The organism is Pseudodonghicola sp., assembly GCF_048268305.1.
Taxonomy (GTDB): Bacteria; Pseudomonadota; Alphaproteobacteria; order Rhodobacterales; family Rhodobacteraceae; genus Pseudodonghicola.
This window is the reverse complement of the sequence record NZ_JBLWVT010000004.1, coordinates 94,678-107,424: the sequence shown is the minus strand read 5'-3', so window position 1 is coordinate 107,424 and position 12,747 is coordinate 94,678. Positions and strand designations below refer to the sequence as shown.

Sequence of the window (12,747 nt, the reverse complement as noted above, 5' to 3'; positions counted from 1 at the left end):
CACCATGAGCGCCCGCTATGAGGCGATCCGCCAGGCTGCCGAGGCGGCGGGGCTGATCGTCATGGGGGCGCTCGACGTCGCCGCCTCCGATGCCAAGGGGATCGAGGGCGGCACGTTGATCCTGCTGGGCGCCGGACCGGGCTTTTGGGACACGTTCACCGCCGCGCCCGAATCGGTCGACGGCGTCCCCGACCCGATCGACCGCTGGTCGACCCGGGTGGTGGGCGGGCTGGCCGCAGGCTTTGGCGCCCGCGCCCATTATCCGTTCGGCGGGCCACCTTACGCCCCCTTCATCGACTGGGCGCTGAAATCCGGCCGCGCCTTTTCCAGCCCTACCGGCATGTTGGTGCATGACCGGGTCGGCATGATGATCTCTTATCGCGGGGCGCTGCATTTCGCGGAAACCATCGCCTTTCCCCTGCCAATGGCCCCCTCCCCCTGCGACGACTGCCTTGAAAAACCCTGTCTTTCGGCCTGCCCGGTCGGGGCCCTGGGCGCGGGGCACCCCTATGATGTGCCAAGATGTCACGTCTTTCTGGAGTCCAACGCGGGAAAATCCTGTATGATGGAAGGGTGCGCGGTGCGCCGCGCCTGTCCGGTCAGCCAGGGCGCCGAACGGCGCCCGGCGCAATCCGCCCACCACATGAGGTCTTTTCACCGATGACCCGCCGCCTGATCCTGACCCGCCACGCCAAATCCGCCTGGGACAAACCCGAGCTTTCCGATCCCGAGCGCCCGCTGAACAAACGCGGCAAACGCTCGGCCGAAGCCCTGGGCCACTGGTTGCGCCAGAAGGGCTATATGCCCGATCAGGTGCTGACCTCCTCCGCCCGCCGGACGCAAGAGACCTACAAGCGGATGGGCTTCGATATCCCCCCCGAGGTGACCGATCATCTGTATCTGGTCACCGCCAACCAGATCCTGCGGGTGCTGTCGCAGGCCAAGGGCGAAACCGTGCTGCTTCTGGGCCATAATCCCGGCATCGGCCAGTTCGCCGCCGAGATTTTGGGAGACCCGCCAGAGCACCCGAAGTTCGACGATTACCCCACCGGTGCCACGCTGGTGGCGGATTTCGATGTCGACGACTGGTCTCGCATCGCCTGGCGCGGCGGCGAGGCGGTGGATTTCATCGTGCCGCGCGACCTGATCGAGGCATGAAAAAGGCCGGGCACAAGGCCCGGCCCTTCCCTCGTCATCCAAAGCCCCTCAGTGGCCCAGAATCTGGCTGAGAAACAGCTTGGTCCGTTCGCTCTGCGGGTTGTTGAAGAACTCTTCCGGTTCGTTCTGTTCGACGATCTGCCCCTGATCCATGAAGATCACCCGGTTCGCCACCTGGCGGGCAAAGCCCATCTCGTGAGTGACGCAGAGCATGGTCATCCCCTCTTCCGCGAGCTCGATCATGGTGTCGAGCACCTCCTTGATCATCTCGGGATCAAGCGCCGAGGTCGGCTCGTCGAACAGCATGATGCGCGGCCGCATGCACAGCGACCGGGCGATCGCCACCCGCTGCTGCTGACCACCCGACAACTGCCCGGGGTACTTGTTGGCCTGATCGGGGATCTTCACCTTCTCCAGGAAGTGCATCGCGGTGGCGATCGCCTCCTTCCGGGGGATCTTGCGAACCCAGATTGGCGCCAGCGTGCAGTTTTCCAGAATGGTCAGATGCGGGAACAGGTTGAAGTGCTGAAAGCACATGCCGACGTCCGAGCGGATCTTGTCGATATTCTTCAGATCGCTGGTCAGCTCGGTCCCGTCGACGATGATCTTGCCGGACTGGTGTTCCTCCAGCCGGTTGATACAGCGGATCAGCGTCGATTTCCCCGACCCCGAAGGGCCGGCGATGACGATGCGTTCGCCTGAGTTCACCGTCAGGTTGATGTCGCGCAGCACGTGGAACGTTCCGTACCACTTGTTCATATTCAGGATTTCGACCGCGATCTCGTCCGAGACGGTCATCTTCGAGCGGTTGATTTCACGGTCGATAGCAAGTTCAGACATTGCGTTTCCTTACCTGTGGCCGGTCTGAAGCTTGCGCTCCAGATACATGGAATACCGGGACATGCCGAAGCAGAAGATGAAGAAGATCAGCGCGATGAAGCCGTAAAGCTCCCACACGATGCCGTTCCAGTCGGCATTGGCGCGGATCGCGTTCGACAGGCCAAGCGGATCAAGCAGACCGATGATCGACACCAGCGTGGTGTCCTTGAACACCCCGATGAAGGTCGACACGATCCCGGGGATCGAGATCTTCAGCGCCTGCGGCAAGATCACCAGCCGTTGCGCCTGCCAGTAATCGAGGCCGAGCGAATCGGCGCCCTCGTACTGCCCCTTGGGCAGCGCCGCCAGGCCGCCGCGGATCACCTCGGCCATATAGGCCGACGCGAAGAGCGTGACCATGATCAGCACCCGCAGGATGATGTCGAAATTGGTCCCCGGCGGCATGAAGATGTTCAGCAGCGTCGAAGCCACGAACAGCAGGGTGATCAGCGGCACGCCGCGGATGAACTCGATGAAACCGACGCAGAGGTATTTGACGATCATCAGATCTGACCGCCGCCCCAACGCCAACAGGATGCCCAGCGGCAGCGAACAGGCGATGGCGACGATGCCGATGGTGATCGACAGCATGAAGCCACCGAACCTGCGGCTTTCGACCGGCTCCAGTCCGATCGGCAGGATGCTGTCGAGCGCGCCGGTCGCATTATGTGACAGCACCAGCCACCACAGCAGCGTCATGACGACACCGGCGATCACCCCCGGCAGGCTGCCGAAGGATGCGGCGACCAGACGATAGGCAATGAACCCCAGCACCAGACCCATGGCGGCCGAGATCGGCCCCCAGATCATCCCGCCCCACAGAAGCCAGGGGAAGATGAAGGGATAGGCCGCCGAGAACCACAGAAGTTTCGCCGGCACCTTGTCGGAAAACAGGATCGGCGCCAGCGCCACCCCCAGAAAGACGAAGGCCAGGATCGGCCGCCAATAGAGTTCCGGCGGGTAGAAGCCGAACAGGAGCTGCACCCAGCGTTCCCGGATCACCCCCCAACAGGCGCCGCCGCCATGATCGACAGCGGCCAGTATCTCGCGGCATTGATTCAGCGAGGTGCCGCTCCAGGTCGGCGATATGATCCAAGGCAGGCTCTCCGCCAGGATCAAGAGGATCACCGCAGCCGACAGGATGCTGAGGATTGCATTCAGCCAGCTTGAGAACAGGTTTGCCCTGGCCCAGCCGATCGCGCCCACCGAGGTGGAGGGAGGCGGCAGTTGTGGAAGCATTTCGGTGCGGACATAGGCGAGTTGCTTGCTCATCTCAGCGCTCCCTCAGCTTGACGGATTCATTGTACCAGTTCATCACCCCCGAGATCGTCAGGCTGATGACGAGATAAATCGCCATCAACAGCAGCACGCATTCCAGCTCGCGTCCGGTCTGGTTCATGGTGATGCCCCCAAGGGTGCCGGTGATGTCCATGTAGCCCACGGCGATCGCCAGCGACGAGTTCTTGGTGAGATTGAGGTATTGCGAGATCAGCGGCGGCACGATGACGCGCAGCGCCTGCGGCAGGATCACCAGCCGCATCACCCGGCCAGGACGCAGTCCCAGCGCGGCGGCGGCCTCGGTCTGGCCCTTCGAAATCGCCAGGATCCCGGCCCGCACGATTTCAGCGATGAAAGCGGCGGTATAAAGCGACAGCGCCAGCCAGAGCGCGATCAGGGAGTTGCGCAGATGGGTGCCGCCCGAAAAGTTGAAGCCCTTGAGTTCAGGCATCCCCAGATGGAACCCCAGCGCCGCCAGCAGGGCGACGACGGGCACCAGCACCACGCCCGCGCGCAGATACCAGGTGGTCGGGCGATCGCCGGTCTCCTCCTGAATGCGGTCGGCGCGCAGCTTGATCCGATGCGAGGCCCAGAGCCCGGCCGCCAGGACGATCAGGAAGGCAACCAGATCGAGGCTGACGTCGAACCGCAGGCTACTGCTGCCGAACAGGTGGATATTGCCCAGACTGTGGGAAAACAGCGCCTCGGGGACATAGATGCCGCGGTTGGTCAGCGCGACGCTATCGCCCAGGATCATGCTGGCGCTGGCGTTGCTGCCGCGAAACGCGCTTGGCGCCGGCAGCATCTCGATCAGGATCGCCATGATGAAGACGATCCACAAGAGCACCGGCACGTTGCGGAACATCTCGACATAGACTGTCATCAGACGGGCGATCAGCCAATTGTGCGACAGCCGCAGCACCCCGACGCAGACACCCAAGATGGTCGCCGTCACGCAGCCCAGAATCGCCACCACCAGCGTATTCAAGAGCCCGATCAGCGCCGCCCGGAGATGGGTATCCTGCGAGGTATAGTCCAGCAGCCGCTGATTGATGTCATAGCTGGCGACTTCGCCAAAGAACCCGAAGTCGATGGGCTTGCCCAGTTCGGCGAGGTTATGGGCCGTGTTGTTGATAAGCCATGCTGCCAAAAGCATGAAGACGAACAATGCGACCACCTGGATCGTGGCGGCGCGATAGCGCGTATCGTAAAGCAGCATGGACAGCCGAAATTGGTGTTTCGGCGGGTCAGTAATAGTGGTCATGACCGTTGCAATCCCCGTGCGTCGCGGTCTTCTCCTCCGGCGGGGTTGATCCCCGCTCCGTGATGACCGGACCTGTTATGTCATCAATGCAAAAGGGCGCGGAATGCTCCCGCGCCCTGATGGTCGTTCGCCTTACCGGAACGGCGGCGAATAGAGCAGACCGCCGTTGGTCCACTGCGCGTTCAGGCCGCGCGCCAGACCGACGGGAGTGTTTTCGCCGATGGTCTTGGCGAAGATTTCGCCATAGTTGCCGCCGGCGGAAATGGCGCGCTTGGCCCATTCCTTGTCCAGGCCCATCATCTCGCCCAAGGTGCCTTCGGTGCCCAGCATCCGGTTGATTTCCGGGTTGTTGGTGCCCTTCGACAGTTCCTCGATATTGGCCGAGGTGATGCCGTATTCTTCGGCGGCGATCAGCGCGTTCAGGGTCCAGCGGGCGACGTCGGCCCATTCGCTGTCACCATGGCGGACCAGCGGGCCCAGCGGCTCTTTCGAGATGATCTCGGGCAGGATCACATGATCGCCCGGGTTCTCGAAGGTGGCACGGGTCGCGGCCAGACCCGAGGCGTCGGTGGTATAGACGTCACAGGCGCCGGCCAGATATTGCTGCTGCGCCTCGGCGTTGGTCTCGATCGGCACCGGCTCATAGCTGATGTTGTTGGCGCGGAAGAAATCCGCCAGGTTCAGCTCGGTGGTGGTGCCGGTCTGGATACAGACGGTGGCGCCGTCCAGTTCCTTGGCCGAGGACACGCCCAGCGACTTCGGAACCATGAAGCCCTGACCGTCATAATAGTTCACGCCGATGAATTCGAACTTCAGATCGACATCGCGCGAGAACGTCCAGGTGGTGTTGCGCGCGAGGATGTCGATTTCGCCCGAGGCCAGCGCGGTGAAACGGGTCTTGCCGGTGGTGGGCACGAATTCGACAGCCGTCGGATCGCCCAGCACGGCGGCAGCGATCGCACGGCAGACCGCCACATCGAAGCCACCCCATTCCCCGTTTGCATCGGGCGCGGAGAAACCGACCAGGCCGGTCGAGACGCCGCAGTTCAGCTTGCCGCGGGCCTTGACGTCGTCCATCGTCCCCGCAGCGGCTGCGCCCGCAGCCAGACCGGCGACGGTAAGCACACCCCAAAATACGGTTTTTTTCATTTTCACCTCTTCCTGATTTTCCGCCACCTGCGTTGGCGGATTTATCCGGCAGAATTCACGCCGGTCCGGTTACCGAAATGGAAACTCCCCTTCAGTGGCCTCAAGTGTGGGCGGATTCATCAAGCTACGTCAAGGGCACGATCAAGCAATTGAATGGGTGCGCCCCTCACCGGGCCGCGGTTGAAGAACCCGCGCCCAGTCCGTGAACAATCACGCAAAATCAAAGAATTTCTTGGCGTGCAGGAAGGCCCCGCGCTTGAGTTCGGCAGCAGCTTGCGCCTCTTCGTCCTGGCCCCACTGCTCTTCCTGCCACAGCTCGTCCAGGCGCGACATCTGCCAGATCGCATCGGCATCACGCCAATTCTGCGCCGCAGCGAAGCCAAGGATCAGCGAGCCGGTCAAGCTCACAAGATCGTGAAAGGCGGCGAGCTGGAAGGGATCGAGCGCGTGGACCTGCGCCCGAAGCCGTGCCTGGCCCTGGGGCTCCTGCGGCTGATGCATGATGCCGACCCGCGGTTCCAACCGAACCCCCAGCGCGGCCGCGGCCCACTCCAGCGCCGGATCCCAATGCTCTGCCTGACGGTCCACCAGATGCTGCGGCGCATCGGCGCGATAGCACAGAAGATCGCTGTCGCCGTAATCGGCCAGCATATCGGCAACCTCGGCCTGTTGCGGGCGCACCTTGTCGATCGCCGCATTGGCCGAGCGGGTGAAGGGCATGCTGCCCGGGTCGATCTCGCCCTCCTGAGCCGCCCATTCGGCAGCGACCGCCTCGGCCATCTCGGGGGTCGGCAGGATCAGCGCCGCCTTGGCCGGAGTTTTCAGCCCCCGCCCGTCCAGCAACACGGCAAAGCCGCCATCCTGTTCCGTGACGCTGGCCTCATCCCAAAACCGTTTGCGTTTCCATTCGCTCATGTCCGATCCCTCCAAAGTGCGTCCAGTGCCGGGGGCAGATCGTCAAAGCGCTGCACCACCCGGCGCGCCACCGGCTCCAGCACCGTCACCGGGTGATAGCCCCAGCCGACGCCAAGCCCGGCCACCCCGGCAGCGCGCGCCATTTCCATGTCGAAACTGGTATCGCCGATCATCACCGCCTCGGCGGCTTCGGCCCCCGCGTCGGCGAGCGCCGAGAAGATCATCGAGGGGTGCGGTTTCGACGGGTGATCGTCGGCCACCTGGCGCGAGATGAAGAAGCGTTCCAACCCATGCGCCTCGATCAGCGCATCGAGGCCGCGGCGCGATTTGCCGGTGGCCACCGCCAACAGCGTGTCGGGTTGGGCATGAAGCTGTTCCAGCACCTCGCGCGCACCGGGGAACAGCGGCGAATGGGCCGCCCCCTGCACCAACCGCTCGGCCTGATAGGCCTGTTTGTAGCCGTCGACCAGCCGGGCACGGGTATCGGCGCTGGCCTCGGGCACCAGCCGCAACATGGCGTGATCCAGCGACAGGCCCACGATCGACAGGATCGCCGCCCGCGATGGCACCGGCAGGCCCTGAGCGGCAAAGGCCGCCTCCATCGCCCCGACGATGGCGGCCTGGCTGTCGACCAGGGTGCCATCGACGTCGAAAATCGCCAGTCGCAGCGTCACCGAAGCGCCTCGAACGGATCGTCCTCGGCCAGATCCTCGGTCCAGCCGAAGGTCTCCCAGGTGTGTTTCATATGCTCCGGCAGATCGGCGGTGATGGTCATCTTCTTCTTGGTCACCGGATGTTGGAAAGTCAGGCTGCGAGCATGCAGGTGCAGCTTCTTGCTGATGATGCCACCCAGTTGCGCGCCCCAGCCATCGCCGAGGTTTTCTTGGCCCGAGCCGCCGTATTTGCCATCCCCCACGATCGGATGCCCCATCTCGGCCATATGCACGCGAAGCTGGTGGGTGCGACCGGTCAGCGGCTCCAGCGCCACCCAGGCGGCGCGGCTGCCAACGCGGTAGAGCGTGGCGTAAAGCGTATGCGCCCGCTTTGCCCCCGGCGTGCTGTCGATCTCGCGGGGGTGAACCGCGATCATCTTCTCGCCCTCGCCCTTGGCACCATGACCGCCGGCCTTGACCAGACCGGCCTTGATCTCGCCCAGATAGGGGGTCGGCACACCGGCGACCACGGCCCAATAGATCTTGTGGGTATCATGGTGGCGGAAGCTCGCGGTCAAGGCGGTGGCGACCTCGCGCCGGCGCGCCAGGAGCAACACCCCCGAGGTATCCTTGTCGAGCCGGTGCACCAGCCGCGGATTCTCATCCAGCCCGAAGCGCAACGCCTCGCTCAGCCCGTCCACATGCTTGGCCATGCCAGAGCCGCCCTGCACCGCCAGCCCGGGCGGCTTGTTCAGCGCGATGATATCGTCGTCGCGATAAATCACGCAGGATTGGATCATCTTGGCGTCGGCCTCGCTGACCCGGGTCCGCGTCACCGCAGGCGCCGGTCTCTGGTCGGCCTCGGTCAGCGGCGGCACCCGCACCTGCTGGCCGACCTCCAGCCGGGTGGAGGCCTTGACCCGGCCACCATCGACCCGCAGCTCGCCCTTGCGGCACATCTTCTCGATCCGACCCTGACTGATATGGGGGAACTGCCGCTTCATCCAGCGATCAAGCCGCTGGTCGCCGTCGCCCTCGGCCACGGTGATGGTTTGAACCTTGCTCATGCGAAAACCCCACGCGCCAGCATCATGCCGCCGGCCAATGCCAGGACAGAGACGCCAACCGAGAGACCCACATAAAGCGCCGCCTGCGCCATGTCGCCCCGTTCGATCAACGTCACCGTCTCCAGCGAGAAAGAAGAAAAGGTGGTGAAACCACCCAGGAACCCGGTCACCACCAGCGGGCTGAGATGGGTCAGCCCCTTATGCGCCGCAGTCACCACGAAAAGCCCCATGATGAAGGAGCCGAGGATATTGACCGTCAGGATCGCCATGGGAAAGGCCGGGTGATCCAGCAGCCATGTGACCGCCAGCCCCGTCAGATAGCGTAAAGAGGCGCCGATCGCGCCCCCCACCGCCACAAGTGCAACCGAATAGATCATTGCCGGTCTGTCGCGCGGGGGCGCATCAGAGTCAAGCGCAGCCTAGTTTCCCTGCCGCTGCAGCCTGAGCCGGGTGAAGAAATCGAGCCGTTTCTTCAGCTCCCGCTCAAAACCGCGCTCGACCGGGGAATAGATCACCGGGCGGCGCATGTCCTCGGGGAAATAGTTCTGCCCGGAAAACCCGTCCTCGGCGTCGTGATCATAGGCATAGCCGGCGCCATAGCCCTGATCCTTCATCAGCGAGGTGGGCGCGTTCAGGATATGCTTGGGCGGGGGCGCGCTGCCGCTTTGCTTGGCGAGCTTTCGCGCCGCCTTGTAAGCGACATAGCCGGCGTTGGATTTCGGGGCGAGCGCCAGATAGATCACCGCCTGCGCCAGCGCCAATTCGCCCTCGGGCGAGCCGATGCGCTCATAGATCTCCCAGGCGTGCAGGCAATGGGTCTGCGCCTGCGGATCGGCCAGGCCGATATCCTCGATCGCCATGCGCACCAGCCGGCGGGCCAGATAGCGCGGATCTTCCCCCCCCTCGAGCATTCGCGAGAACCAATAGAGCGCCGCGTCCGGATCCGATCCGCGCACCGATTTGTGCAGGGCCGAGATCAGGTTGTAATGCTCGTCGCCCGACTTGTCGTATTTCGCCGCCCGCCGCATCAGCCGGGTGGCGAGCTGGTCGGTATTCAGCTTGCCGGTCACCTTCCAGGCCATCGCCTGTTCGATCAGGTTCAGCAAGGTTCGCCCGTCGCCATCCGCCATCTCCAGCAGGGCTTCGCGCGCCGGACCATCGAGCGGCAGCGGCCGACCCAGTTCCTTTTCGGCCCGCTGCGCGAGGCGTTCCAGATCGGCAAGGCCGAGCCGCTCCAGCACCAGCACCTGCGAACGGGACAAAAGCGCCGCGTTCAGTTCGAACGAGGGGTTTTCCGTGGTCGCCCCGATCAGCAGGATGGTGCCATCCTCCATATAGGGCAGAAACCCGTCCTGCTGCGCCTTGTTGAACCGGTGGATTTCGTCGACGAAAAGCAAAGTGCCCTTGCCGGCACGTCGGTGCAGCTTGGCGGCCTCGAACACCTTCTTCAGATCGGCGACGCCGGTGAAGATGGCACTGATCTGGACGAAATGCAGATCGCTCTTTTCCGCCAACAGCCGGGCGATGGTGGTCTTGCCCACGCCCGGCGGCCCCCAGAGGATCAGCGAGGACAACGAATGCGCCGCCAGCATCGCCCCCAGCGGCCCGTCGGGGCCCAGGATGTGCTGCTGGCCGATCACCTGATCCAACGCCTGCGGCCGCAGGCGATCTGCCAGCGGCCGGTTCGGGGCGGCAGGTTCAGCCTCCCCGTCAGGACTGTCGAAAAGATCCGCCATGACGGTTACAGCCGGAACCTCAGGCTCAGCTTTTGGCCCTGCCGCATCAGGTCCATCTGCACCCAGCGACCGGGGTCAGTCAGCGCCTTTTGCACATCCTTGGTACGGGTGATCTCCTGATCGTTGATGGCGATGATCGCATCGCCCGGCTGCAAGCCCACCCGCGCGCCATAGGGGCCCGGGTCTATGACCAGAACGCCTTCCGCCGAGAGCGGCACGTTAAGGTGGGAGATCACCGCCGGATTGGCGCGCGCCACCCGCAGCCCCGGCAACACCGATCTGTCGCCCAGCGTGATCGGCTCCGAGGCCGGCGAATCCGGCGCCTCGATCATCTGCACCTCGATATCGGTCGCCTCGCCATCGCGGATACGGGTGAATTTCGCCGTCTCGCCGATGCCGGTGACGGTCATCCGGAAGATCATCTCCGGGGCGGAGTTCACCGGCAACCCATCGACCTGGGTGATCACATCGCCCACCTTGAACCCCGCCTTGCCAAAGGGGCTGTCGGGATGCAGATCGGAAATCAGGATACCTTCGGGCGTCTCGAGCCCCAGCGAATGGGCCAGATCGGCGTCGACCGGCTGGCCGGCCATGCCGGCCCAGGGACGCTCAAAGGTATCCTTGCCCTCGCGGGCCTGCTTGACGAATTGTTCGACCAGATTGGCCGGAATGGCGAACCCGATCCCGTTCGATCCCCCCGAACGGGTGAGAATGCGGGAGTTGATGCCGATGAGATTGCCGTTCACGTCGATCAGCGCCCCGCCGGAGTTGCCGGGGTTGATCGGCGCATCGGTCTGGATGAAGTACCCAAGCCCGCTGCCGCCGGCGCCGCCGGTGCGCGCCAGGCCGGAGACGATGCCGCTGCTGACGGTCTGGCCGACGCCGAAGGGGTTGCCGATGGCCAGGACCAGCTCACCCACCTCGACCCGATCGGAATTGCGCAACCGCAGATAGGGCAAATCCTTGGCCCCCTGAAGTTGCAGCACCGCGAGATCCGCATCCTTGTCGGCCAGCACCACCTTGGCGTCATATTCCTTGCGGTCGGCGGTGACGACGCGGATTTCGCTCGCCTCGGCGACCACGTGATAGTTCGACACCACGATGCCATCGGGCGACAGGATCACCCCGGAGCCGAGCGAATTCTGCACCCGCTGCCGCGGCGTGCCCAAACCCTGGAAGAAATTGCGAAAGAACGGATCCCCCGCAAAGGGGCTGTCATAGCCCTGGGTCACGATCTTGGCGTAGATATTGACCACGGCGGGCGCCGCGGCTTTCACCAGCGGCGCGAAGCCCAGCGAGATTTCGGCCTGCGACTGCGGCACCTCGGTCTCTGCCAGAACGGGCTGAGCCATCGACAGCCCAAGAACAATCAGGAGAATACGGAACATCGGGCCTCCTTTCCATTGGCTTCGGATATGCGCCGCGCGCCCTGCGATTGCAAGCCGCAGCCCCCTTGCTGCTGGTGACGGTTTCTTGAACGCCTCGCAGCGGCTACAGTCGAACCACCCAGCCGAGAAAGGGAGTCTCGCAATGCCTGAACTGACAAACGGAACCTGGATCGTCGTGGCCGATGGCGAAAAGGCGCTGCTGATGCGGAACCTGACCGACCATCGCGACCCGAACTTCGAAGTCATTGCCCGCGAGGATCAGCCCGAGGTGCCGGAAAATTCCGACCGCCCCGGACGCATGCCCGATCCGGGCCCCAATCAAATGTCCGCGATGGAGGCGACGGACTGGCGTGAGCTGGCCCGAGACCGCTTTGCCAAGGAGTTGGCGGAGATCCTCTATACCCATGCGCATCGAGGCGACTTCCACCGGCTGGTGCTGGTGGCGGCACCGAAGATTCTAGGGGAAATCCGGGACGAGCTTCACCCCGAGGTGGAAAGCAAGATCATCGCCGAGATCGACAAGGACCTGACCCACCATTCGCGCGACAAGATCGAGACCGAAGTGAAGGCCGCGCTCGACGCGATGGAAGATTGAAATACGAAAGGGGCGCCCCGACGGGACGCCCCTGAATTCTGTACCAGAGCCTTTGCCAGGCGGCCGAGATCAATCCTCGGCGACTTCCTCGGCAGCGACGCGGGCCTTGTCGGCTGCGCCCTTGGCGTCGACATCACGATCGACGAATTCGATGATCGCCATCGGTGCCATGTCGCCATAGCGGAAGCCGGCTTTCAGAACCCGGACATAACCGCCCTGACGATCCTTGTAGCGCGGGCCGAGAATTTCGAACAGCTTGGCAACATGCGCGTCTTGTTTCAGACGGGCAGCGGCCTGACGGCGGGCGTGCAGATCGCCGCGCTTGGCCAGCGTGATCATCTTTTCGATGATCGGACGCAGTTCCTTGGCCTTCGGCAGAGTCGTCTTGATCTGCTCGTGCTCGATCAGCGAGCCGGCCATGTTGGCGAACAGCGCCTTGCGGTGTTCATGGGTGCGGTTCAGGCGGCGATAGCCACGTGCGTGACGCATTGTCTTTCTCCATCTTTTGCCCTCTACGGGCGGTTTTGCTTTGTCCGACCGGCGATGCGTGTCACCGGCTCTCCTTGGGGCGCAGCAGGATCAAATCCCGCTTGGCCCGGGCAGTTGGGGCGGGCGAAGGGCCCGCACCCGGGTGGCGCAGGGCGGACCACCGGTCCGCCCCCCGC

At 63.9% G+C, this 12,747-nt stretch carries 14 protein-coding genes; 3 read left to right on the top strand and 11 right to left on the bottom strand.

Annotated elements, in window-relative coordinates; all coding sequences use genetic code 11:
- Positions 1-4: 4 nt before the first annotated feature.
- Positions 5-664: a ferredoxin gene (locus ACN0V4_RS08685; RefSeq protein WP_417675076.1), complete on the top strand. Its 660-nt coding sequence runs from the start codon at positions 5-7 to the stop codon at positions 662-664.
- Positions 661-1,158: a SixA phosphatase family protein gene (locus ACN0V4_RS08680; protein ID WP_417675074.1), complete on the top strand. Its 498-nt coding sequence runs from the start codon at positions 661-663 to the stop codon at positions 1,156-1,158. Before ACN0V4_RS08685 ends, ACN0V4_RS08680 begins: the two co-directional genes overlap by 4 nt.
- A 48-nt stretch (positions 1,159-1,206) precedes the next feature.
- On the opposite strand, the gene ACN0V4_RS08675 is transcribed toward ACN0V4_RS08680, so the two are convergent.
- The 10 genes from ACN0V4_RS08675 to ACN0V4_RS08630 form a co-directional block, all read right to left on the bottom strand.
- Positions 1,207-1,998 (bottom strand): amino acid ABC transporter ATP-binding protein, encoded by a 792-nt coding sequence (locus ACN0V4_RS08675; protein ID WP_417675072.1) that lies wholly within the window; start codon positions 1,996-1,998, stop codon positions 1,207-1,209.
- A gap of 9 nt (positions 1,999-2,007) precedes the next feature.
- Positions 2,008-3,309 (bottom strand): amino acid ABC transporter permease, encoded by a 1,302-nt coding sequence (locus ACN0V4_RS08670; RefSeq protein WP_417675070.1) that lies wholly within the window; start codon positions 3,307-3,309, stop codon positions 2,008-2,010.
- 1 nt (position 3,310) lies between these two features.
- The gene (locus ACN0V4_RS08665; RefSeq protein WP_417675068.1) at positions 3,311-4,579 is read right to left on the bottom strand and encodes an amino acid ABC transporter permease; all 1,269 of its coding nucleotides are present in this window, start codon (positions 4,577-4,579) and stop codon (positions 3,311-3,313) included.
- 132 nt (positions 4,580-4,711) lie between these two features.
- Positions 4,712-5,728, bottom strand: coding sequence for an amino acid ABC transporter substrate-binding protein (locus ACN0V4_RS08660; protein ID WP_417675066.1), 1,017 nt, complete (start codon positions 5,726-5,728; stop codon positions 4,712-4,714).
- A gap of 210 nt (positions 5,729-5,938) precedes the next feature.
- Complete coding sequence (locus tag ACN0V4_RS08655) at positions 5,939-6,643, bottom strand: ATP12 family chaperone protein (RefSeq protein ID WP_417675064.1); 705 nt, start codon at positions 6,641-6,643, stop codon at positions 5,939-5,941.
- Positions 6,640-7,311: an HAD-IA family hydrolase gene (locus ACN0V4_RS08650; protein ID WP_417675680.1), complete on the bottom strand. Its 672-nt coding sequence runs from the start codon at positions 7,309-7,311 to the stop codon at positions 6,640-6,642. The genes ACN0V4_RS08655 and ACN0V4_RS08650 overlap by 4 nt, the downstream gene beginning before the upstream one ends.
- Positions 7,312-7,313: 2 nt before the next feature.
- Entirely contained in the window at positions 7,314-8,363 is a 1,050-nt protein-coding gene (locus ACN0V4_RS08645; protein WP_417675062.1) for an RluA family pseudouridine synthase, read from the bottom strand.
- Positions 8,360-8,740 (bottom strand): fluoride efflux transporter CrcB, encoded by a 381-nt coding sequence (crcB, locus tag ACN0V4_RS08640; RefSeq protein ID WP_417675060.1) that lies wholly within the window; start codon positions 8,738-8,740, stop codon positions 8,360-8,362. Before crcB ends, ACN0V4_RS08645 begins: the two co-directional genes overlap by 4 nt.
- A 42-nt stretch (positions 8,741-8,782) precedes the next feature.
- Complete coding sequence (locus ACN0V4_RS08635) at positions 8,783-10,099, bottom strand: replication-associated recombination protein A (protein WP_417675059.1); 1,317 nt, start codon at positions 10,097-10,099, stop codon at positions 8,783-8,785.
- Between the two features lie 5 nt (positions 10,100-10,104).
- A complete protein-coding gene (locus tag ACN0V4_RS08630; protein ID WP_417675058.1) occupies positions 10,105-11,487 on the bottom strand; it encodes a trypsin-like peptidase domain-containing protein in 1,383 nt (460 codons plus the stop codon).
- Positions 11,488-11,629: 142 nt separating this feature from the next.
- Here ACN0V4_RS08630 and ACN0V4_RS08625 point away from each other — a divergent pair, with 142 nt between their 5' ends.
- A complete protein-coding gene (locus ACN0V4_RS08625) occupies positions 11,630-12,082 on the top strand; it encodes a host attachment family protein (RefSeq protein ID WP_417675057.1) in 453 nt (150 codons plus the stop codon).
- 69 nt (positions 12,083-12,151) lie between these two features.
- Here ACN0V4_RS08625 and rplQ read toward each other — a convergent pair whose 3' ends face one another.
- The gene (gene rplQ / locus ACN0V4_RS08620) at positions 12,152-12,571 is read right to left on the bottom strand and encodes a 50S ribosomal protein L17 (protein ID WP_417675056.1); all 420 of its coding nucleotides are present in this window, start codon (positions 12,569-12,571) and stop codon (positions 12,152-12,154) included.
- Positions 12,572-12,747 lie beyond the last annotated feature (176 nt).

What these genes read in the sequence shown, in the direction of transcription:
- ACN0V4_RS08675 (WP_417675072.1), bottom strand. Translation starts at nt 1,998, where the DNA reads ATGTCTGAACTTGCTATCGACCGTGAAATCAACCGCTCGAAGATGACC.
- ACN0V4_RS08680 (WP_417675074.1), top strand. Translation starts at nt 661, where the DNA reads ATGACCCGCCGCCTGATCCTGACCCGCCACGCCAAATCCGCCTGGGAC.
- ACN0V4_RS08685 (WP_417675076.1), top strand. Translation starts at nt 5, where the DNA reads ATGAGCGCCCGCTATGAGGCGATCCGCCAGGCTGCCGAGGCGGCGGGG.
- ACN0V4_RS08630 (WP_417675058.1), bottom strand. Translation starts at nt 11,487, where the DNA reads ATGTTCCGTATTCTCCTGATTGTTCTTGGGCTGTCGATGGCTCAGCCC.
- ACN0V4_RS08665 (WP_417675068.1), bottom strand. Translation starts at nt 4,579, where the DNA reads ATGACCACTATTACTGACCCGCCGAAACACCAATTTCGGCTGTCCATG.
- ACN0V4_RS08625 (WP_417675057.1), top strand. Translation starts at nt 11,630, where the DNA reads ATGCCTGAACTGACAAACGGAACCTGGATCGTCGTGGCCGATGGCGAA.
- ACN0V4_RS08635 (WP_417675059.1), bottom strand. Translation starts at nt 10,099, where the DNA reads ATGGCGGATCTTTTCGACAGTCCTGACGGGGAGGCTGAACCTGCCGCC.
- ACN0V4_RS08660 (WP_417675066.1), bottom strand. Translation starts at nt 5,728, where the DNA reads ATGAAAAAAACCGTATTTTGGGGTGTGCTTACCGTCGCCGGTCTGGCT.
- ACN0V4_RS08645 (WP_417675062.1), bottom strand. Translation starts at nt 8,363, where the DNA reads ATGAGCAAGGTTCAAACCATCACCGTGGCCGAGGGCGACGGCGACCAG.
- ACN0V4_RS08655 (WP_417675064.1), bottom strand. Translation starts at nt 6,643, where the DNA reads ATGAGCGAATGGAAACGCAAACGGTTTTGGGATGAGGCCAGCGTCACG.
- ACN0V4_RS08670 (WP_417675070.1), bottom strand. Translation starts at nt 3,309, where the DNA reads ATGAGCAAGCAACTCGCCTATGTCCGCACCGAAATGCTTCCACAACTG.
- crcB (WP_417675060.1), bottom strand. Translation starts at nt 8,740, where the DNA reads ATGATCTATTCGGTTGCACTTGTGGCGGTGGGGGGCGCGATCGGCGCC.
- rplQ (WP_417675056.1), bottom strand. Translation starts at nt 12,571, where the DNA reads ATGCGTCACGCACGTGGCTATCGCCGCCTGAACCGCACCCATGAACAC.